Here is a 20834-nt window from a genome sequence, read left to right on the forward strand (position 1 = left end):
TGGATGGGTGTTGCAATCGTCACAACTGGCGCGGGAGCCGGTACGAATGTGCCGCCGGCGCCAGCCGCGCGGCGTGCGCGACAGCATTTCAGACCGGGCAGAGCATAAATGATTCCTCGCTTCCCGGTATGCCGTCGAGAACCGGGGTGGGGCGCCTTGCCCTGCTTGCTATAATGTGCCGATCCTACACCCCGGCCTGCGCGCATTCGTGCGCGGGCTTTTTTGTTTCATTCCCATATGACACAACGCGTCCGCACCCGCTTCGCGCCGAGCCCGACCGGCTTCATCCACCTCGGCAATATTCGCTCAGCGCTCTATCCTTGGGCCTTTGCCCGCCGCATGAAGGGCGACTTCATCCTGCGCATCGAGGACACCGACGTCGAGCGTTCGTCCCAGGAGTCGGTGGATGTGATTCTGGAGAGCATGGCCTGGCTGGATCTCGATATCGACGAGGGGCCCTTCTACCAGATGCAGCGTATGGACCGCTATCGCGAGGTGGTCAAGCAGATGCTGGGCAGCGAGCTGGCCTATCCGTGTTATATGAGCACCGAGGAGCTGGATGCGCTGCGCGAAGCCCAGCGCGAGCGCGGCGAGAAGCCGCGCTACAACGGCTTCTGGCGCCCCGAGCCGGGCAAGGTCCTGCCCGAGCCCCCGGCTGGCGTGCAGCCGGTGATCCGCTTCAAGAATCCAATCGGCGGCAGCGTGGTGTGGGACGACGCGGTCAAGGGCCGCATCGAGATATCCAACGATGAGCTGGACGACCTGGTGATCGCCCGTCCCGACGGCACGCCGACCTACAATTTCTGCGTGGTGATCGACGATCTGGATATGCAGATCACGCATGTGATTCGTGGCGACGACCACGTCAACAACACGCCGCGCCAGATCAACATCATTGGTGCGCTGGGTGGCACGCCTCCCGTCTACGCGCATTTGCCGACCGTGCTCAACGAGCAGGGCGAAAAGATGAGCAAGCGCCATGGCGCCATGGCCGTGACCGGTTACCGTGACGAAGGCTACCTGCCTGAGGCCGTGCTCAACTACCTGGCACGCCTGGGCTGGGCGCATGGCGATGCCGAGATCTTCTCGCGCGAGCAGTTCGTCGAGTGGTTCGACCTGGAGCACCTGGGCAAGTCACCGGCGCAGTACAACCCTGAAAAGCTGGCCTGGCTCAACAATCACTATATCAAGGTTGGCGATAACGCACGCCTGGCCGGGTTGACGCTGCCGTTCATCGAGGCGCTCGGCGGCAAGGTGGAGGGCGGTGCAAGCCTGGAAGGCGTGATCGGGCTGGTGAAGGACCGCGCGAACACACTGAAGGACGTGGCGCAGGCAGCGCTGTTGTTCTATCGTGGCGAACCGCAGCCGGATCCCGCGCTCAAGGCCGAGCATCTCAACGCTGACATCCAGCCCGCGCTGCAGGCCCTGGCTACGCGCCTGGCCGCGCTGACGGAGTGGAAGCGCGAGGAAATCGGCGCGGCCTTCAAGGCCGTGCTGGCCGAGTTCGGCCTGAAGATGCCCAAGCTGGCCATGCCCGTGCGCCTGCTGGTGGCAGGGCAGTTGCAGACGCCTGGCATCGATGCCGTGCTGGAACTGTTCGGGCGCGAGGTGGTGCTGCGCCGCATCCAGGCCGGGCTTGCCTGAAAAAGTTTGAAGAAATTCCTGGCGGGGGCTTGCGCTCCTGCCAGGAATTAAGCATAATCTCGTTCTCCCTGCAGCGCAGACAAAAATCAAGCGGGCTTAACGGGTGGTCGCGACAGGCAGTAATTCCGTAGAAATGCGGGTCGCGAAAAAGTTAAAAAAGGGGTTGTCGAAAAGCAAGGTTGTTTATATAATCTTGGCTTCGCTGAAACGAAGAAACGAACGCGAAAACGACAGTGGTAAGCCAGCGTAGTGATGTGTACTTTGGGGCTATAGCTCAGCTGGGAGAGCGCTTGCATGGCATGCAAGAGGTCAGCGGTTCGATCCCGCTTAGCTCCACCAAAATATCGGAAGTTTCGAGTGTGGTAAATCGAAGTTTCCAGAGCGGTGAAGATCCGGTTGTTAGGATGTTTATCGCGCAAGACGGAACAAGTTGAAAGACAAGTTTCTGTCCCCTTCGTCTAGAGGCCTAGGACATCACCCTTTCACGGTGAGTACAGGGGTTCGAATCCCCTAGGGGACGCCAGATAGCGAACGTAACCAAACGTTCGGTTTGTCGTCGGGAGCGTCAGCTCGTGGTGATGAGTAAGAGTATGGAGTGGTAGTTCAGTTGGTTAGAATACCGGCCTGTCACGCCGGGGGTCGCGGGTTCGAGTCCCGTCCACTCCGCCAAAACTAAGCCCGCATGGTTAATTCCATGCGGGTTTTTCTTTTATTGAGCAACGGTCATCCTGGTAGTCCCTCGATAATCTCCAGTTATTCGGCGTGGTGTTTTCCGAGTAATCGGGCATTATTTCGGCAATGTTCCGTTAGCGACATGCGCGCTCACGGATATAAGCGATCCGCCACCTCAAAAAAAGGTTGTCGAAAAGCAAGGTTGTTTATATAATCCTGTCTTCGCTGAAACGAAGAAACGAACGCGAAAACGACAGTGGTAAGCCAGCGTAGTAATGCAGTACTTTGGGGCTATAGCTCAGCTGGGAGAGCGCTTGCATGGCATGCAAGAGGTCAGCGGTTCGATCCCGCTTAGCTCCACCAAGATATCGGAAGTTTCGAGTGTGGTAAATCGAAGTTTCCAGAGCGGTGAAGATCCGGTTGTTAGGATTTTTATCGCGCAAGACGGAACAAGTTGAAAGACAAGTTTCTGTCCCCTTCGTCTAGAGGCCTAGGACATCACCCTTTCACGGTGAGTACAGGGGTTCGAATCCCCTAGGGGACGCCAGGTAGCGAACGTAACCAAACGTTCGGTTCGTCGTCGGGAGCGTCAGTTCGTGATGATGAGCAAGAGTATGGAGTGGTAGTTCAGTTGGTTAGAATACCGGCCTGTCACGCCGGGGGTCGCGGGTTCGAGTCCCGTCCACTCCGCCAAAACTAAACCCGCATGGTTAATCCCATGCGGGTTTTTCTTTTATGGATCCGGCATTCGCCAGGATCCTCCCCGATAATCCCGGCACCATTCGGCGCGCCAGCACTACCGGTGAGGATGCGGCCATTTTGCAAACTCCGGTTTTCGGTCCGGCGCGGCCACTATCGCTGCCGCCCGAGTCGGCCGCGTATCTGCCCGGCATGCCGCCGGTCCTGCCCAATATAATTCGTGCGCCACTTGCCATGGCGCCGCCGCATCAGCTCGCCTGGCGGCGGCTGATGCCGACGAAGTAGCGCACCAGCAGCGAGCCGGCGAGCGCCAGGCTGACACTATTGGCCAGCCAGAAGCCGCCGGCGCCCCGTGTGAAAGCGGGCAGGGAGCCGATCAGGCCGAATCCGAGTACGTAGCCGCCTCCCAGCCCCACGCCCCACAGCGACAGCGCGTAGATCAAGGTCGGCACCAGGGCGATCTTGTAGGCGCGCAAGATAAAGGCCGTCATCACCTGGACCGCGTCGAAGGCCTGGTAGAAGGCAATGAACACGATCAGGGGCAGTGCCGCCGCAACCACATCCGGATCTTTGGCATAGGCATGCAGCAGCGGGCCCCGCAGCAACCAGAGCAGGACACCGGCCAGCACCGCAAGCATTGCCGCCAGGCAGATGCCCCGCCACGCAATGCGCCGCGCCGCGGCCGGGTCGCGCGCGCCGATGGATTGGGCCACCAGGGTCGAGGTGGCGATCGCCAGCGACAGCGGCAGCATATAGGCGACCGCGCTCAGGTTGGCGATGATCTGGTGGCCCGCCAGCACCACGGTGCCCATGCGCGTGATGAAAATCGACATCAGCGTGAACGAGGTGATCTCGATCAGGTAGGTCAGCCCCATTGGCACGCCAAGGCGCAACAGTGCGCGGATGGGCTGTGCCCGCGGCCAGGCCCAGCGGGAGAATATCCGTAGGGGATAGTAGGCCGCGTTGTAGCGCAGGATCAGGATGCCCGAGAGGCACCAGATCCAGCTGATCAGCGTCGAGGCCAGCGCGCAGCCCGGACCGCCCATCGGCGCCAGACCAAAGCCGCCGCCGATGAACCAGGCGTTGAGTGGAATCTTGACGCCCAGCCCGACCAGTTGCAGCACGGTCACCATCACCGGGCGCGACAGGGCATTGTTCAGCGCCGAATAGATGCGGAAGCCCAGCGCCGCAGGCAGGCCGAAGGCCTGGATATGCAGGTAGTACGATGCCTTTTCCACCAGTTCGGGCGGTGCATGCGCGAACGCCAGCAGCGGCCCGGGGAACGCAAGCAACAGCATGCCGGGCACGGCCAGTGCCAGCCCCAGCCAGGCGGCCTGCCGCACTTCGTCGCCGATCTCGGCGCTACGGCCGGCGCCATGCAGCTGCCCGGCGATCGGGGCGAGCGCCTGCAGCACGCCCATCAGGCTGATGTAGACGGTGATATAGATCGAGCCGCCCAGTCCGACCGCGGCGAGGTCGATGGCGGAGGCGCGCCCCGCCATGATGGTGTCGATGGTCCCGAAGGCGATCACGGCAAGCTGGCCGACCAGCACCGGGGCGGCCAGCGTGGCGATGCGGCGGATATCCTGTAGCGCGTTCATGCAAGGAGCGGAAGTGCCGACGCAAGCGGTCCGGACTGGCCGGGCAGCGCGTGCCAGCATGTGGCTCGCGGCGGGTCCGGTCAGCCGGCCCGGGCAGAGCCGTCAGTGGCGCGGCAGCCGGCGGATGGGCAGGCTGGGCTTGGGTGGTGCAACCCGCGACATATCGACCAGGCGATACATGCGGAAGCGTTCGTCGCGGTCCGAGGGGCGGCGGCCTTCCCAGATCAGGCGCCACTCGAAGTGCGAAATGCTGGTGGGTTCGCCGTAGTCGACGGGGTCATGGCGCAGCAGGATGTCGCACCCGTCCGCCGGGCCGCCGAAGCGGAGATGGCCGAAATAGGCGAACGAAGCCAGCTGTGCATCGCCCATGCGGATCGGCTGCACGCAGTTGTAAGTGGCCGGCAGTGCCATCGAAGCGGCCTGCGCCACGTCGCGATAGGTCTTGCCGTAGTTGATCGATGGCATCCAGAGCGTCATCGCCAGCACCCACATCAGCGTGGTGCCCGCCGCCGAGATCACCACCGGACGCCAGATCTGCTTGGGCGCGCGCGACAGGCGCCAGCGCACGATCAGCACCCAGGCCGCCGTCACCAGCAGCGCATAGACGATCGCGCTGATGGTGAAATCCTGCTGGAAGCCCGGCAGCAGGCGATAGATATTGGCAGCGATGCGCGGCGGCTGGCCCGTCGTCCTGGCGATCCACATAAACCAGACGAAGCCGCCGAAGATGGTGAAGAAGAGCAGGGCGAACCAGTCGATCGCATTGATGGCGGCGCGCGTGAGCGTGGGCAGGCCGAAGGCTGCCAGCACTGCCATCGGCGGCAGCAGCAGGATGAACTGCACGTCGCCGGGCTGGCGCAGCAGGAAGAGCAGCAGCAGCGGCGGCATCAGCATCGCCAGCGGCAGCGCCACATGCGGCGCGCGGCGCATGCCGGACCAGCTCAGCCAGGCCCAGCAGGCGATCGGCCATACCGGCCAGGTAAACAGCAGCAGGTTGCGCGCGATGAAGTTAAGCGCGATGGCATTCGGCGCGCCATAGGTACGGCGGTCGTAGCGCGACCATTCGCGGATGAAGGTGACGGCATCGTTGGGATCGGTCGCGCCGAAATAGGCAGCCGCCATCCAGGCTGCCACCAGTGCGAGCGCCAGCGGTACGCTGACCACCAGCAGGCGCGGCAAGGGCAGGGGCTTGCAGGCGAAGCCGCAGACTACGACCGATGCCAGCAGCACCAGCGGTATGACGGGGCCGCTGGACAGTGTCAGCGCGCCCAGCCCGAGGCCGAGCCAGAGACCGCCCTGAATCGGCTTGTCCAGGCTGCGCACCATGCCATACAGGCTCATGGCGATGAAGGAAACCTGGCCGACCTGCGGCGTGGTTTCGTGGCCGCGCATGGCCAGGCCCACGCAGGCGAGGAAGATCAGCAGCGCCCCGTCAGCAAGCGTGCGGCCGTAGTCGCGGGCATTGGGCTGGCCCCCGAACACATAGGCAAAAGGCTGTACCTCGGCGCGCCGGCCCAGCAGATAGGTGGCGTACCAGATCAGGGCGCAGGTGCCGAAATAGAAAAGGGCGGTGGCCAGGCGCGATGCGTCCGGCGCGCCGAGCCAGCCGCCGAACAGGCGGATCATGGTGGCGCCCACCCAGAACACCAGCGGGCCGTCGTCTCCATAGGGACGGCCCACGATGTTCGGCATCAGCCAGTCCTGCGGGCCTCCGGTAGCCAGTTGCCACATCACGCCGAAGCCGGCTGCGTCCTCGTTCTTCCACGGATCGCGGCCGAACAGGCCGGCCAGGCCGTAGATGATGCAGATGGCCAGCAGCAGCGCGCGGGGGAGCGTGCCGGTGGCGGCTGCGGTCAGGTGAACTCGGGAGGTCTTGGCTGCGCTCATTGATCGGTGGGCTGGGGGGCGGCCGGGTCGGGCGCCTCCGGTTGACTACGTCCGTTGCATCTGCTGCGTCCGCCATCCCCGCGCGGCGTGCCGGCGATAGGGGCAGGGTACGCGAAGAGGTCGGACAAAGTGCGCCTGGCGCGTGCCATGCGATGGCATCGCATGCGCGAAGACTGCAAAAGCAAAGAGGCAGCCGATGCTGCCTCTTTGCTTGGGTGCGCGGCGTCGGAGCATCGTCCGAGGCCGTGCAGCGAGCGGGCTCGCGGCGCGAATTACTTCGCGGCGGCCTTGCCCAGCTTGCTGCCGAACTTCTGGCGGAACTTCTCGACGCGGCCGGCCGTGTCCATGATCTTCTGGGTGCCGGTGTAGAACGGGTGCGATTCCGACGAGACTTCGATCTTGGCCAGGGGATATTCCTTGCCGTCGCGGGTGATGGTGTCGCGCGTCTGGATGGTCGAGCGGGTCACAAAGCTGAAGTCGTTCGATACGTCGAGGAACACGACTTCGCGATAATTCGGGTGAATGCCTTCTTTCATGGTCTTTCCTTTCAGGTTGGGTAGCCAGTCCGCTGCTTGCCGCGCTGCCGCTGCCAGGATGGCACAAAGCGCAACAGAAAGCGCAAAAAACGGGATGCGCTGCTTGCGCCGAATGCGCCGGCAGTGTTGCGGCGAACGAACCACTTGCCGATAACGGACAATCCGGGATTATCGCAGAAAAACAAAAAGCTGGGCAAGATTTGCGTGTGGCGGTCACGAGACGCTGCGGCGCGGCGAAATATCGATCTTCGGTCACATCGACGCGGGATCCTGCCGGTAAAACGTGACCAGGGCGGCATAAAGCACGGGCCAATATTTGCGCAAGCCCACCGGTTCGACGAAGAACGTCTCCGAGGCCACTGCAAAGAATTCGCTCGGGGCCTCGCTGCCGTAAGGATCGATCACCCGCAGCGCCGGCGGCAGCCGTTCGGGATGATCCCAGGCATGGTCCGATTGCGCATCGCAGGCTTCGGCAAAGCGGTCGTATTCGCTCAGCAGGGTTTCCGCCCACTGTTCGCGGTCGACGCCCGGGTGGAGCACGCGGGAGAAGGGCGGTACGCCATCAGGCTCGCCGTCGAGCATGTCCAGCTTGTGGGCGAACTCATGGATGACCACGTTGTAGGCGTCGTCGGGGTGGGCGTGGCGCGCATTGAGTCCGCCGCCCGGGGTCTGCGCATCGGGCCAGGAAAGGATGACCGGGCCATGCTCCCAGGCTTCGCCGCTGGCTTCCTCGACCACGCCATGCACCAGTCCGATGTCGTCCTCGACCGTGCGGCGGATCACGAATTCACCGGGATAGAGGACAATGCCGCGCCAGCCCCGGTACCACTCGATGCCGAGCTTGAGGATGGGCACGCAGGCCTGCACCGCCACGATGGTGACCATGTCGTCGGTGAGCGGCAGATCGTGCGCCGTGGAGTATTCCTTCTCGGCGATAAACAGCGTGGCGAGTTCGCGCAGCGCGGCGAGATCGGCCTGGCTGTATCGCTGCACGAACGGCAGGGCCGCCATCGTGTGTTCCCACAGCGCGTCGGGAATCGCGTAGTGCTCGAGTTTGCGCACGCGCGATCGCGCGCGCAGGAAGTGGCTCAGTCGGCCGAACATGAGGCTCCTGCAGGTATGGCATCGAGACGGCGCGCGTGGCGCGCCGGTTCCGCAGCCAGGCCAGGAATGCGGCGTACCGGCAAGCCGGCCGCGCAAAGCAAGAAGGGCGCGCCGAGGCACGCCCTTCTTTTGCCATACCCGCGCTCAAAACCCGCGCGCGGTACCGCGAAGGATCAGCCGCCTCTGCGCATCATATCGAAAAACTCGGCGTTGTTCTTGGTCGCCTTCATCTTGTCGAGAATGAATTCCATGGCCTGTACTTCGTCCATGTCCGAGATGAACTTGCGCAGCACCCAGACCTTCTGCAGGATTTCCGGCTTGATCAGCAATTCCTCGCGGCGCGTGCCGGACTTGTTCAGGTTGATCGACGGATAGACGCGCTTTTCCGCCAGGCGGCGTTCCAGGTGCACTTCCATATTGCCGGTGCCCTTGAACTCTTCGTAGATCACGTCGTCCATGCGGCTGCCGGTTTCGATCAGTGCCGTGGCGATGATGGTCAGCGAGCCGCCTTCTTCCAGGTTGCGCGCGGCGCCGAAGAAACGCTTCGGGCGTTGCAGCGCGTTGGCGTCCACGCCACCGGTCAGCACCTTGCCCGAGGCCGGCACCACCGTGTTGTAGGCGCGTGCCAGGCGGGTGATCGAGTCCAGCAGGATCACCACGTCACGCTTGAGTTCGACCAGGCGCTTGGCCTTTTCGATCACCATTTCGGCGACCTGCACGTGGCGGATGGCAGGTTCGTCGAAGGTCGACGCCACCACCTCGCCGCGCACCGAGCGCAGCATTTCGGTCACTTCTTCCGGGCGCTCGTCGATCAGCAGCACGAACAGGTCGGCTTCCGGATGGTTGTTGGCAATCGCGTGCGCGATATGCTGCAGCATCACGGTCTTGCCGGACTTGGGCGATGCCACCAGCAGGGCGCGCTGGCCGCGGCCAATCGGCGCGATCATGTCGATGATGCGGCCGGTGATGTTTTCCTCGGCGCGGATTTCGCGTTCGAGCGTGAGCGGCCGGTTCGGGTGCAGCGGCGTCAGGTTCTCGAACATGATGCGGTTCTTCACCGCTTCGGGCGCCTGGCCGTTGACCTTGTCCACCTTCACCAGTGCGAAATAACGCTCGCCGTCCTTGGGGGTCCGTACCTCGCCTTCGATGGTGTCGCCGGTATGCAGGTTGAAGCGGCGGATTTGCGAAGGGCTGATGTAGATGTCGTCCGTGCTTGCCAGGTAGGAGGTTTCCGGCGAACGCAGGAAGCCGAAGCCGTCCGGCAGGACTTCCAGGGTGCCGTCTCCAAAGATGGTTTCGCCCAGCTTGGCGCGCTTCTTCAGGATCGCAAACATCAGCTCCTGTTTGCGCATCCGTTGTGCGTTGTCGATCTCGAGGGTCGCGGCCATTTCGAGAAGCGCAGACACGTGAAGCGATTTGAGTTCTGTCAGGTGCATAGACGAGGGGTACAGAGGCGCCCGGACGGGCTGGACCTAAAGGAAGGGGGAAGAAATGAGCGAACGCTCGGGGAAGTTGTTGGTGCCATCTTAGCACAATCCGGCCGGTGCGCCAGCGCAGGCGCACGCACGTCGGATTGTGGCTACACCGGGGCTGGCGCCTGATGGCGCGGCGCCCCGGTCAATCGACTTACAGATTGCCGTCGAGGAAAGCGGTCAGTTGCGACTTGGACAGCGCACCGACTTTTTGCGCCGCAACCGCGCCGTTCTTGAACAGGATCAGCGTGGGGATGCCGCGGATGCCGAACTTGGCCGGCACTTGCTGGTTCTCGTCGACGTTGATCTTGGCGATCTGCAGCTTGTCGCCGTAGTCCTTGGCCACTTCGTCCAGGATCGGGGCGATCATCTTGCAAGGACCGCACCATTCGGCCCAGAAGTCCAGCAGGACGGGCTTGTCTGATTGGAGCACGTCAGCGTCAAAGGAGGCGTCGCTCACATACTTGATTTGTTCACTCATGGCGGAAAACCTCTGGTTTCGCTCTGTTAAATTTGAAGGCGGGATTTGCCGAACCGCTACATTACACGAGTTTGCGCATACCCGTAGGCGGGCGCCCTGCCCGGCGCGGGCGAGCCCGCAAAGGGACAGCCGCAAAAGGCGGATACTGCCGATATGTTACCAGTTGACGGGAATTCAATACCTTGCGCGTCAACCGCACGTTGCGTCCGCCGCATGCGTTGGTGGAATCCAGCCAGGCCCGCTGTGCATTGGTGCATTTTGCCCGGGAAAACCGGCCCGGTGGAATCATTGTATTAATCGGGGCAAGAGCTTTTTTCAATCGCCGGCGCCCGAGAAAAGTGCCGCAAGGCCGATGCGTATGATTTACGCCGCACTTGGCGGCGCAAAGTCACCCCCACGATGGGGGGCGCCACCCTGGCGCTGCCCCACGCTATGGGATGGAGGCGGCCAGGCCATCCCGCTCCCCCGCGGCCCACCCCTGGCGGCAATGCCGTCCGGATTGGGCGGGGGCGCGCAGCCCTGCCGCGGCGGGTCGCGTGCCCGGAAGCCGCTGGCCGCACCGGTGCGGCGCAGCCGTCGCTGCGCGCGCCGGGACGCGTAGAATAGAAGCCTGCGCCAGACCTCGGTCCGGCGCCTTTCCGCGCAACATACAAGGCTATCGACCATGACGTCCGACACCCCTTCCAAGCCCGATCCGCAACAGCCGCCCGAGGTGGAGCACCTGAGCGACGCGCTGGCCCACATCAATAGCGCGGTCGAGCAGAACAGCATTGCCGGCGGCGCGGCCCGGGGGCTGCTCTACAGCATCATCGAAACGCTGGGCGCGCTGATCGGCGATCCCGACCTGCCCGAGCATGCCCGTTCGGGGTACCAGGGCTTGCTGGAGACCGCGCGCGAGATTCGCTCCCGCCTCGAGGGCGGCGGCCACTGAGGGCAACCCCGCGGGTTTTCCCGCGCTTTTTCCGTTTTGCCTGCGCGGCGCCAGGCGTTCCGGTGCCCTGGCACCCGGCGCCCAGGCGCCGGCCAGCGCCGCGCGCTACCGGCCGGGGCGCTCCACGTGCCATGACATCCGATCCGGCCGCCACTCTCGTTTCATGACCACGCTGCATTTTCGTCCCGGCCCCGACTTCCTGCCGCAGGCCGCCGCCGCGGCCTGGTATTTCCTCGATCGTTGCGGGGACCAGCAAGCCGCCGCGCACGTGGTCGTGCCCACCGCGGCGCAGATTCCCGGCGTGCGCCAGGCGCTCGATGCCGCCGCGCGCGCGGCCGGCGCGCCGCGCTTGCTGCCGCGCGTCCTCACGCTCGGCCACTGGCTGCTCGACCTGCCGCCCGATGCGGTGCCGGTGCGCAGCCATGCCGCGCGTCTGCTGGCGGTGCAGCAGGCCATCCGCGCGCAGGACTGGCTGCGGCGCGCGTTCGGCGCGCAGACCGAAGCCGCGGCCTGGGGGCTGGCGCAGACGCTGCTGACCATCAGCGACGAACTGAGCGCGCGCTGGCTCGACGACGATGCCATTCGCGACGAAGACGTCGATGGCGACGACCGCGCGGCGCTGCTGCAGGGCGCGCTGGAACGGACCTACGCGCATCTGTCGTCGCGTTTTCTCGGTGAGGAAGCGCGCATCGTGATGGCCTTCTGGCAGGCCCTGTCGGGCCCCGACGATCCGCTGCCGGCGCGCCGCCGCGCCCTGCACCGGCTGGCGCAGCACCTGGACGGCCCGGTCATCTGGCTCGGGCCCACGCCGCCCGCGCCGATCGAGGACGCCTTCCTGAAACAGGCCGCCGAACTCGTGCCGGTGATCCGCATTGGCTATGACTGGTCGGCGCAGCCGGCGCAAGGCGAAGGCAGCGGGCTCGAAGCCGGCGCCGATGATGCAGGGGCAGGGGAGAACGACTGGTACGAGACCCTGCTGGCCCTGTGGCCGGAGGCGCGGCTGCCGGGCGCGGATGCGGTTGCCGCGCGCCGCGCCGCGCCGCGCGGCCTGCCCGACCAGCGCCCGCGTGTGCGCGTGATCGGCAGCGCGCGCTTCGAGGACGAAGCCGCTGCCGCTGCCGGCCAGCTCGTGCAGTGGCTCAACGAAGGCCGGCGCCATGTGGCGCTGGTCGCCCACGACCGGGTGGTGGCACGGCGCGCGCGCGCCTTGCTGGCGCGGGCCGGTGCGCCGGTGCGCGACGAAACCGGCTGGAAGCTTTCCACCACGCGCGCGGCGGCGGCGCTGATGCGCTGGTTCGACCTGCTGAACCAGGACGGCAATACCGCGGCCCTGCTCGACCTGCTCAAGAGCCCATTCTGCCTGCCGGATTTTCCGTTGCGCGGCGAGGCGATCGCAGCGCTGGAGCGGCAGGTCCGCCGCGACGGCATCAGCGGAGGCTGGCGCCGGTTGCAGCAGCGCTTCACGCCGGATACGACCGACGCACCGCATGCGCTTGCGTATGAAGCCGGCACCGGCGAAGACGGACAGGCGGCCCGCCGCGCCGCGCGGCAGGCTGCCTGCGAACTGGTGCAGCTGCTGGCGGCCGAAGCCGCCGCCTGGCCGCGCGGCCAGGCGCAGCGGCCCGTTTCGACGTGGCTCGAACGGCTCGACGCCACGCTCGATGTGCTCGGCATGCGCGCAGCGTTGTCGGCCGACGATGCCGGCCTTCAACTGCTCGACGCGCTGGCGCGCCTCGCCGATCTGCCCCAGGACGAGACCGGCGCCGGCGCCACGCTCGATCTTGGCGAATTCCGCGCCATGTTGTCGGCCTTGCTGGAATCGGTCGCGTACAAGGAGCCCTCGGCCAGCGGTGCGTCGCGCATCACCATACTGCCGCTCAACGGCGCGCGCATGCGGCGCTTCGACGGTGTCGTGGTGGTGGGCTGCGACGACGGGCAACTGCCCTCGAGCGCGGCCGAGCTGATGTTCTTTTCCAACCAGATGCGGCGCGAGCTGGCGCTGGAAGACCGCGAGGTGCGTTTCGCCCAGCAGGCACGCGACCTCGCCGAGGTGCTGCTGAACAACGACGATGTGGCGCTGACCTGGCAGCGCCTGGGCGCGCGCGGCGAGCCCAAGCACGTATCGGGCTGGATCGAGCGGCTCAGCGCGCTGTGTTCGCGCGCGGGCGCGCCGATCGAAGCGAGCGCCGCGCCGGTGCTGCACGAGACCTTCGCCGAGGTCGGCGGGATGCCCGCGCCGGCGGCCGCGGAGCTGGTGCCCGCGCGCTGGAGCGCGCAGGCGTACAACATGCTGCGGCGCTGTCCCTACCAGTTCTTCGCCGGCCGCATGCTCGGGCTGGCGGGTCTGGAGGTGGTCAGCGACGACCTGGAAAAGCGCGATATCGGCGAACTGCTGCATCGCGTGCTGCTGCGCTACCACCGCGAGGCGGCACAGGACGGCTTGCGCCATGCCGATGCGCGCCTGGCCCGGCTGCGCGAAATTTCCGATCACGAGTTCGGCGCGCTGATGAAGGAAGACGGCAACGCCATTGGCTACTACCGCCGCTGGTGCGAAGTGTTGCCCTCCTATGTGGCATGGCAGGCCGAGCGCGAGGCGCAAGGCTGGTTCTGGGACGACGGCGAGCTCGATGCCGCCGTCGACCTGCCCATGCCCGATGGCCTCCCGCTGCGCGTCAACGGGCGCATCGACCGGCTCGACCGCGCGCGCGACGGCAGTCGCGCGGTGCTCGACTACAAGACCCAGACCGCATTGCGGCTCAAGCGCAAGGTGGACGACGTGGAAGAGGATTGCCAGTTGCCGTTTTACGGATTGCTGCGCGCCGATGTGGCCGGCGGCAGCTGGGTGGCGCTGGAAGGCGTCAAGGACGGACCGCCCGCGGCCCAGCGCGAGATCGGCTTGCCTGACTTCGATGCCGCGGTGGCCTGGCTTGAACGCCAATTGCGCAGCGACGTGATGCGTCTGCGCCAGGATGCGCCGCTGCCGGCGTTCGGCGATGCCGGCGCCTGTACCTACTGCACCGCCCGCGGCCTGTGCCGCAAGGGCTTCTGGGAAAGCACGGCGCTGCCGCCGCAGGTAGGAGGGCGAGCATGAGCATCCACGCCTACCTGCGCGACGGCCAGCCGATCGCCGAAGCCGAGTTCACGCGTGCCGCCTGCGAGCCGTCCAGCTCGGTGGTGGTCGAGGCCTGCGCGGGCAGCGGCAAGACCTGGCTGCTGGTGGCACGCCTGCTGCGCCTGCTGCTGGCAGGCGCGGCGCCGCACGAGATCCTGGCCATCACCTTCACCCGCAAGGCCGCCGAGGAAATGCGCGAGCGTTTGCTGGAGGTGCTGGCGCAGCTCGCGCGCGACGACGACGAGGCGGTGATCGCCGCGCTGATGCAGCGCGGCTTGACGGCCGAGGCCGCACGCGCCGCGCTGCCGCGCGCGCGCGGCCTGCATGCGCAGGTGCTGGCCGCACCGGGGCGCATGGCCATCGATACCTTCCACGGCTGGTTCGGCACCCTGCTGCGCGGCGCGCCGCTGGCCTCCGGCATCGTGCCGGGCGCCACGCTGCGCGAAGACGCGCTGCGCATGAAGCGCGAGGCCTGGGCGCCGTTCTGGCAGGCGCTGGCGACGCCGCCGTATGCCGACCTGCGCGTGGCGTTCGAGCGGCTGGTCGACGCCATCGGCGAGTTCCAGGCGCGCGCCTTGCTGGACGCCATGTTCCATGCGCGCAGCGAGTGGTTTGCCTTCCGCGAAAGCGCCGATCCCGCCGAGGCGCTTGCGGCGGACCTCGGCGAGGATGCCCGGGTGGACGTGCTGCTGGAAGTGCTGGCCGACGACAGCTGGCTCGATGCCTGCCAGGGCCTGGCGTCGCAGCTGGGACGGGGCGGCAAGACCGAGCAGGCGCACGCCACGCGCCTGGCCGATGCGATCATGGCGATCCGCGCCTGGCGCGAGGCGGGTGCCGAAGGGGGCGAGCCCGCCGAGCGCGCCTTTGCGGTATTGCGCGACGCGTTTTTCACCGCCGCCGGCAAGCCGCGCTCGCTGCGTGCCACCGCGGCCCTGACCAAGGCGCTGGGCGGCGAAGCCATGGTCGACGCGTTTCTCGCGGAACACGGCGAACTCTGCGCCGCGCTGGAGCAGGTGGCGCAGCGCCGCTGCGAGGCCGCGGTGCTGGCGGTCAACCTGGCGCTCTACCAGCTCGGCGATGCGCTGCTGACGCGCTACCAGCATCACAAGTCCGAGCAGCGCGCGATGGACTTCGCCGACCTGGAGTGGCTGGCCGCGCGGCTGATGCGCGACGAAGAGACCGCCACCTACCTGCAGGTCCGGCTCGACGCGCGCTACCGTCATTTGCTGCTCGACGAGTTCCAGGACACCAACCCGCTGCAATGGCGCATCCTGCAAGGGTGGCTGGCCGGCTACGCGGGCCTGGGCGAACGGCCCACGGTATTCCTGGTGGGCGACCCCAAGCAATCGATCTACCGCTTCCGCCGCGCCGATGCGCGGCTGTTCCAGACCGCCAGCGAGATGCTGCAGTCGGGCTTTGGCGCCACCGTGCTGCGGACCAACCGTACCCGCCGCAACCGTCCCGAAGTGCTGGACTGGGTCAACGCGGTATTCGATGCCGCGCGTGCCGACGGCCGCTACCCGCTGTTCGAGACGCAGACCACCGCGCTGGACCAGCCGGGCGGGCCGGTATGGCTGCTGCCGCTGGTGGAGCCCGAGGCGGAGCAGGGCGACGGCGACGCGCCGCAGGCCGATGGCATTGCCGATGGGGGCGAAGCCGGCCCGGACGTGGCAAAGCATCGCGATACGCTGACCCAGCCGCGCCAGCACGAAGGCGATTCACTGCGGCTCGAAGAGGGCCGGCGCGTGGCGTCCTGGCTGCGCCATATCCGCGCCACGGTGCCGGTCGTCGACAGCCAGGGCCCGCGGCCCGCGCGCTGGAGCGACGTGCATCTGCTGGTGCGCCGCAAGACCTATCTGGCCGAGTACGAGCGTGCCTTCCGCGAGGCCGGCATTCCCTGTCTGAGCCCGCGCCGTGGCGGCTTGCTGGCCACGCTGGAGGCGCTCGACCTGTCGGCGCTGCTGGCCTTCCTGATGACGCCGGAATCCGACCTGGACCTCGCCCATGTGCTCAAGAGCCCGCTGGTGGGCGCCACCGACGAGGACCTGGTCGCCATCGCGCGGATGGCGCAGGGGCGCGAGCCGCGGCCCGGCTGGTGGGCCTGCCTGCGCGACGAAGGGCTGCCCGGGTTCAGCAGTCCGGCGCTGCGCGACGGCGTCGCGCGCCTGCGCCACTGGCTCGAGGTGGCGCCGCATCGCCCGGTGCATGACCTGATCGACCATATCTACCACGGCGGCGAAGTGCGCCGGCGCTATGCCGAAGCCGCGCCCGCCGAGATCCGCGACCAGGTGCTGGCCAACCTCGACGCGTTTCTCAAGCTCTCGCTCGATCTCGATGGCGGGCGTTATCCGAGCCTGCCCAAATTCATCGACGAATTGCAGGAAATCCGCCGTGGCGAGGAAGGCGAAAGCCCCGACGAAGGCGGCATGGCCGACCGCGCCGAGGACGCCGAAGGCGAAGCCGATACGGACGCGGCCGACAGCGCGCAGGATGCGGTCCACATTCTCACCGTGCACGCGGCGAAAGGCCTGGAGGCCCCCTTCGTGGTGCTGCTCGACGCCAATCACAGCGATGCCGCCGCCGACCGGGGCGGTATCCTGATCGACTGGCCGCCGTCGTCGCCGGTGCCGGTGCATTTCTCCGCGTACGGCAAGCGCAGCACACGTGGGCTGGCACGCATGCCGCTGTTCGAGGCCGAGGCCGCGCTGGCCGAGCGCGAGAACTGGAACCTGCTCTATGTGGCGATGACGCGTGCACGCCAGGGCTTGCTGGTGAGTGGCGTGAAGGGGCGGGTAGCGCGCAGCGCCGAGGGCGAGAGCAGCCGCGAGATCGCCGGCAGCTGGTATGCGCGGCTGCAGGCGGCCAGGATCGGCGCCGAGGTCGATGCCTTCCCGCCGGCAATCGCGCAGGACGCGCAGGGCGCGGCCGCCGTCAACGACGCGCGCGTGCGCTATGCCGATTTTCGCCAGCGTTACCGCGATGCGGCCGGGACCCTGGCGCCCGTGCTGGAATGGGAGGACGAAGAGGCGGAGCAGGGCGGCGACGCCGGCCATGCGATCGTGTTCGATGCCGATGCGGCGCGCCATGGCGAACTGCTGCACGCGTTGCTGGAGCGCGTGACGCGCTATCCCGAAGCGTTCGAGGCACTGCCCGCGCCGGAGGTGGTGATGCGCTGGTTCCCGCTGGCCGGCGCGGGCACCGCGCAGTCGCGCGCGCTGTGGCGGGAGCAGGCGCATGCCGCCGTGGAGGCGGCCCGACTGATGCTGGATTCGCCGGCGCTGCGGCCGCTGCTGTTTCCGCAGGACGCGCGCAGCGCCCGCAACGAGGTCGAACTCTACGACGCGCGCGGCCGCCTGTTGCGGATCGACCGCCTGGTGGAGTTTGCCGGGCGGGTGGTGATCATCGATTACAAGCTGCGCCTGCTGCCGCAGGAGCACGCGGCTTACGCGCAGCAGCTTGCGCGTTACGTGGCGGCGGTCAGGCCGATGTTCCCGGGGCGGCGCGTCGAGGCCGGCGTAGCCACGGCGGACGGCGAGTGGATCGCGGCGGATGCACTGCAAACCGGGCGGCAGGGCTCGCTGTTCTGAGCGGTCCAGCGTTTGTCCCGGGTCTGACCTGGATCAGGACGGGTGCGGGCAAAACGCGGCAAAATAGGCATGCCGGTGTGGCTTGCGCCGCGCTGGCCTGGCGCCTGCGGCACGCGATGCGTGCCGTTGCGCCGAGGGTTTCTGCCGCCGGTCGGAACCGTTGCGCGGATGCCGGGCGGATGCAACCCGATGGTCGATGCCCAAGGAGCGCGCGATGATGCGGGGGGGGGGGGGAGCCTGACGGAGGTACTGCAGGAAGATGTTAGGGGGACGAGCCTGACCCTCGGCACTGGCGGAAAACGGCTATGGCTGCTTCGTTCCCGACCTGACCAGGTTGACCGCGCCACCATGCGAGGAGGCCCGTCCGGTCGGCATTGTAACCCAGAGCGGGCGGGCCGGGCAGATTTCCAGTGAAATTGATCGAGTAAGGCGATCGAGTGGGGCGCCTGGCCCAGGCAAAGCTGCCCGGACTATATTGGAGCAGGGCATCGCCAGCGGATAGCGCGCAATCACGCAATCACCTCATTACGCCACCACGACACCAGCGAGACCACCGATGAATGCCAATGAACAGATGCTCCGCGCCACGCTGCCGCCCCAGGAGATCTCCACCGAAGTCCTGATGGAGAAGTACGCCAAGGGCGAGGAGGCCACCGCCGCCGACGTGCGCCTGCGCGTGGCGCGTGCGCTGGCCGAGGCCGAACCCGCGGCACAGCGCGAGCAATGGGCCGGGCGTTTCCTGTGGGCGCAGGAGCAGGGCTTTGTGCCGGCCGGCCGCATCAACTCGGCGGCGGGCACGCGCATCGAGGCCACGCTGATCAACTGCTTCGTGCAGCCGGTGGGCGATTCGGTTTCCGATGCGCGCGACGGCAAGCCCAGCATCTATACCGCGGTGGCGCAGGCTGCCGAGACCATGCGGCGCGGCGGCGGGGTGGGCTACGATTTCTCCGCGATACGGCCGGCCGGCGCGCTGGTGCGGGGTACGCACTCGCGCGCCTCGGGGCCGGTGTCCTTCATGAAGGTATTCGACGCCTCCTGCGCCACCGTGGAGTCGGCAGGTTCGCGCCGGGGCGCGCAGATGGGGGTGCTGCGCTGCGACCATCCGGACATCGAAACCTTTATCCACGCCAAGGACCGCGGCGACCTGACCAACTTCAATATCTCGATCGGCGTCAGCGACGACTTCATGCGCGCGGTCGAGGCCGATGGCGAGGTGGAGCTGGTGCACGAGGCCGAGCCGGCGGCGGAAGCCATCGCCGCTGGGGCCTACCGGCGCGGCGACGGCCAGTGGGTCTACCGCCGCGTTCCGGCGCGGCATCTGTGGGACCAGGTGATGCAGGCCACCTACGATCACGCCGAGCCCGGCATCCTGTTCCTGTCCCATATCAACGACGATAACAATCTCTACTACTGCGAACGCATCGAGGCCACCAATCCCTGCGCCGAGCAGCCGCTGCCGTCCTATGGCTGCTGCGATCTGGGCTCGATCGACCTGACCCGTTTCGTGCGCCAGCCCTTCAGCGCGCAAGCCGGCTTCGATTTCGACGGGTTTGCCGAAGTGGTGCGGCTGGCGGTGCGCATGCTCGACAACGTGCTCGACGTTACCTACTGGCCGCTGCCGGAGCAGCAGGCCGAGGCCCATGCCAAGCGGCGCATCGGCCTGGGTTTCCTGGGGCTGGGCAGCGCGCTGGTGATGCTGGGCATCCGCTACGACGGCGAGCCGGGCCGCGCGCTGGCCGCGCGCATCGCACAGACCATGCGCGATACCGCCTACCTGGCTTCGGCCGGGCTGGCGCGGGAGAAGGGCGCCTTCCCGCTGTTCAAGGCCGACGAGTACCTCGCCAGCAACTTCGCCCAACGCCTGCCGCAGGCCGTGCGCGAGGCGATCGGCCGTGATGGCATCCGCAACTCCCACCTGCTGTCGATCGCGCCGACCGGTACCATCACCCTGGCGTTTGCCGACAACGCATCCAACGGCATCGAGCCGGCCTTCTCGTGGACCTATCACCGCAAGAAACGCATGGCGGACGACAGTTACAAGGTGTTCGAGGTGGCGGACCATGCCTGGCGCCTCTATCGCCACCTGGGCGGCGATATGGCGCGCTTGCCGGACAGCTTCGTCACGGCGCTGCAGATGTCGGCGCTCGATCATATGAAGATGCTGGAGGCGGTGCAGCCTTTCATCGATACCAGTATCAGCAAGACCGTCAACGTGCCGGAGGACTATCCCTACGAAGCGTTCCGCAACCTCTACCTCGAGGCCTGGCGGGCCGGCCTGAAAGGGCTGGCCACCTACCGCCCCAACAGCGTCCTGGGGGCGGTGCTGTCGGAGTCGGCGCCGCCGGCAGGGGCGCCGGCCACCCCGGTGGCGGCACTGACGGACGATCCCTTGCGCAAGCCGTTCGCCAGCCGTCCGGTGGGCGACCTCGAGGGGGTCACCTCCAAGGTGGAATACATGACCTACGAGGGCCACAAGACGGTTTACCTGACGGTGAATTTCATGCGCGTGGCGGGCCTGATCGATGGCAGTCCGGCGGCGGTGGAGCGTCCGGTGGAGTTCTTCATGCCGGCCGGGCAGCGCAACGACGGCCAGCAGTGGATCACCTCCACCATGCGGCTGCTGTCGATGGTGGCCCGCTCGGGCGGCTCGATCGCCAAGGCGCTGGCCGATATGCGCAACGTCGTATGGGACAAGGGGACGGTGCGCTACGGCACGCTGGTGCGCCAGGACGGTACCGAGGCGCCGCGCTTTCATGATTCCGAGGTGGCGGCGATCGGCTACGCCTTGCAGCGCATCCTGATCAAGCGCGGCTTTCTCGATGCCGAGGGCGGCCAGGTGCCGGTGGCGGCGCTTGCGGCCCGGCTGGCCGGGCTGGAAGGGACGGGCGGCCAGGCCGGGGGCGCCGTGGCACAGCCGGCGTCGGCCGGCGGCCTGCCGACGCCGGGGCTTGGGCTGGGTTCCGGCAAGCCCTGCCCGGAATGCGGTGCCCACGCCCTGCACAAGATCGACGGCTGCGCCAAGTGCGCCAACTGCGGCTACGTCGGCGAGTGTGGCTAGGGGGAGGCCGGGCGCCGCGGATCGCGTGAATCCCGCCTGAGGGCAGGCCG

General features: G+C 66.9%; 12 protein-coding genes, 6 tRNA genes and 1 other RNA gene. 12 read left to right on the forward strand and 7 right to left on the reverse strand.

What is annotated here, in order from left to right:
- Positions 1-237: 237 nt before the first annotated feature.
- The 8 genes from gltX to AC3FOF_RS05485 all read left to right on the forward strand — a co-directional run bounded on the left by gltX (position 238) and on the right by AC3FOF_RS05485 (position 3300).
- Entirely contained in the window at positions 238-1644 is a 1407-nt protein-coding gene (gltX, locus tag AC3FOF_RS05450; protein ID WP_488726017.1) for a glutamate--tRNA ligase, read from the forward strand.
- Between the two features lie 263 nt (positions 1645-1907).
- Positions 1908-1983 (forward strand) — tRNA-Ala (locus AC3FOF_RS05455).
- A 108-nt stretch (positions 1984-2091) separates the two neighbouring features.
- Positions 2092-2167: transfer RNA gene (locus AC3FOF_RS05460), tRNA-Glu, on the forward strand.
- 69 nt (positions 2168-2236) lie between these two features.
- Positions 2237-2313 (forward strand) — tRNA-Asp (locus AC3FOF_RS05465).
- Between the two features lie 290 nt (positions 2314-2603).
- Positions 2604-2679: transfer RNA gene (locus AC3FOF_RS05470), tRNA-Ala, on the forward strand.
- Between the two features lie 108 nt (positions 2680-2787).
- Positions 2788-2863, forward strand: a tRNA-Glu gene (locus tag AC3FOF_RS05475).
- Between the two features lie 69 nt (positions 2864-2932).
- A tRNA-Asp gene (locus tag AC3FOF_RS05480) sits at positions 2933-3009 on the forward strand.
- 42 nt (positions 3010-3051) lie between these two features.
- Positions 3052-3300, forward strand: coding sequence for a hypothetical protein (locus tag AC3FOF_RS05485; RefSeq protein WP_488726018.1), 249 nt, complete (start codon positions 3052-3054; stop codon positions 3298-3300).
- On the opposite strand, the gene AC3FOF_RS05490 is transcribed toward AC3FOF_RS05485, so the two are convergent.
- From AC3FOF_RS05490 to trxA, 6 genes are all read right to left on the reverse strand, one after another.
- A complete protein-coding gene (locus AC3FOF_RS05490; RefSeq protein ID WP_276264773.1) occupies positions 3264-4616 on the reverse strand; it encodes an MATE family efflux transporter in 1353 nt (450 codons plus the stop codon). The genes AC3FOF_RS05485 and AC3FOF_RS05490 overlap by 37 nt on opposite strands.
- Before the next feature lie 102 nt (positions 4617-4718).
- Positions 4719-6503: an ArnT family glycosyltransferase gene (locus tag AC3FOF_RS05495; RefSeq protein ID WP_017225510.1), complete on the reverse strand. Its 1785-nt coding sequence runs from the start codon at positions 6501-6503 to the stop codon at positions 4719-4721.
- Between the two features lie 272 nt (positions 6504-6775).
- Positions 6776-7039 (reverse strand): type B 50S ribosomal protein L31, encoded by a 264-nt coding sequence (locus AC3FOF_RS05500; protein WP_017225511.1) that lies wholly within the window; start codon positions 7037-7039, stop codon positions 6776-6778.
- 252 nt (positions 7040-7291) lie between these two features.
- Positions 7292-8143 carry a M90 family metallopeptidase gene (locus AC3FOF_RS05505; protein ID WP_017225512.1) on the reverse strand — a complete coding sequence of 284 codons (852 nt, stop codon included), beginning with the start codon at positions 8141-8143 and terminating at the stop codon, positions 7292-7294.
- A gap of 173 nt (positions 8144-8316) precedes the next feature.
- Positions 8317-9579: a transcription termination factor Rho gene (gene rho, locus AC3FOF_RS05510; RefSeq protein WP_029043590.1), complete on the reverse strand. Its 1263-nt coding sequence runs from the start codon at positions 9577-9579 to the stop codon at positions 8317-8319.
- Positions 9580-9769: 190 nt separating this feature from the next.
- Positions 9770-10096: a thioredoxin TrxA gene (trxA, locus tag AC3FOF_RS05515; RefSeq protein ID WP_010814265.1), complete on the reverse strand. Its 327-nt coding sequence runs from the start codon at positions 10094-10096 to the stop codon at positions 9770-9772.
- A 664-nt stretch (positions 10097-10760) separates the two neighbouring features.
- Here trxA and AC3FOF_RS05520 point away from each other — a divergent pair.
- The 3 genes from AC3FOF_RS05520 to AC3FOF_RS05530 all read left to right on the forward strand — a co-directional run bounded on the left by AC3FOF_RS05520 (position 10761) and on the right by AC3FOF_RS05530 (position 17726).
- A complete protein-coding gene (locus tag AC3FOF_RS05520) occupies positions 10761-11027 on the forward strand; it encodes a hypothetical protein (RefSeq protein ID WP_276264774.1) in 267 nt (88 codons plus the stop codon).
- Between the two features lie 163 nt (positions 11028-11190).
- Positions 11191-14118: a PD-(D/E)XK nuclease family protein gene (locus AC3FOF_RS05525; RefSeq protein ID WP_488726019.1), complete on the forward strand. Its 2928-nt coding sequence runs from the start codon at positions 11191-11193 to the stop codon at positions 14116-14118.
- Positions 14115-17726 (forward strand): UvrD-helicase domain-containing protein, encoded by a 3612-nt coding sequence (locus AC3FOF_RS05530; RefSeq protein WP_488726020.1) that lies wholly within the window; start codon positions 14115-14117, stop codon positions 17724-17726. The genes AC3FOF_RS05525 and AC3FOF_RS05530 overlap by 4 nt, the downstream gene beginning before the upstream one ends.
- 266 nt (positions 17727-17992) lie before the next feature.
- Here AC3FOF_RS05530 and ffs read toward each other — a convergent pair.
- Positions 17993-18091: signal recognition particle sRNA small type (ffs, locus tag AC3FOF_RS05535), an RNA gene on the reverse strand.
- Positions 18092-18282: 191 nt separating this feature from the next.
- Between ffs and AC3FOF_RS05540 the strand changes: the two genes are divergently transcribed.
- On the forward strand, positions 18283-20784 hold the full coding sequence (locus AC3FOF_RS05540) for an adenosylcobalamin-dependent ribonucleoside-diphosphate reductase (protein WP_488726021.1): 2502 nt from the start codon (positions 18283-18285) through the stop codon (positions 20782-20784).
- The last annotated feature ends 50 nt before the right edge of the window (positions 20785-20834 follow it).

Source organism: Cupriavidus sp. 96C5-1 (genome assembly GCF_057798855.1).

Coding starts and splice junctions, on each gene's coding strand:
- gltX (WP_488726017.1), top strand. CDS start 238: ATGACACAACGCGTCCGCACCCGCTTCGCGCCGAGCCCGACCGGCTTC.
- AC3FOF_RS05485 (WP_488726018.1), top strand. CDS start 3,052: ATGGATCCGGCATTCGCCAGGATCCTCCCCGATAATCCCGGCACCATT.
- AC3FOF_RS05490 (WP_276264773.1), bottom strand. CDS start 4,616: ATGAACGCGCTACAGGATATCCGCCGCATCGCCACGCTGGCCGCCCCG.
- AC3FOF_RS05495 (WP_017225510.1), bottom strand. CDS start 6,503: ATGAGCGCAGCCAAGACCTCCCGAGTTCACCTGACCGCAGCCGCCACC.
- AC3FOF_RS05500 (WP_017225511.1), bottom strand. CDS start 7,039: ATGAAAGAAGGCATTCACCCGAATTATCGCGAAGTCGTGTTCCTCGAC.
- AC3FOF_RS05505 (WP_017225512.1), bottom strand. CDS start 8,143: ATGTTCGGCCGACTGAGCCACTTCCTGCGCGCGCGATCGCGCGTGCGC.
- rho (WP_029043590.1), bottom strand. CDS start 9,579: ATGCACCTGACAGAACTCAAATCGCTTCACGTGTCTGCGCTTCTCGAA.
- trxA (WP_010814265.1), bottom strand. CDS start 10,096: ATGAGTGAACAAATCAAGTATGTGAGCGACGCCTCCTTTGACGCTGAC.
- AC3FOF_RS05520 (WP_276264774.1), top strand. CDS start 10,761: ATGACGTCCGACACCCCTTCCAAGCCCGATCCGCAACAGCCGCCCGAG.
- AC3FOF_RS05525 (WP_488726019.1), top strand. CDS start 11,191: ATGACCACGCTGCATTTTCGTCCCGGCCCCGACTTCCTGCCGCAGGCC.
- AC3FOF_RS05530 (WP_488726020.1), top strand. CDS start 14,115: ATGAGCATCCACGCCTACCTGCGCGACGGCCAGCCGATCGCCGAAGCC.
- AC3FOF_RS05540 (WP_488726021.1), top strand. CDS start 18,283: ATGAATGCCAATGAACAGATGCTCCGCGCCACGCTGCCGCCCCAGGAG.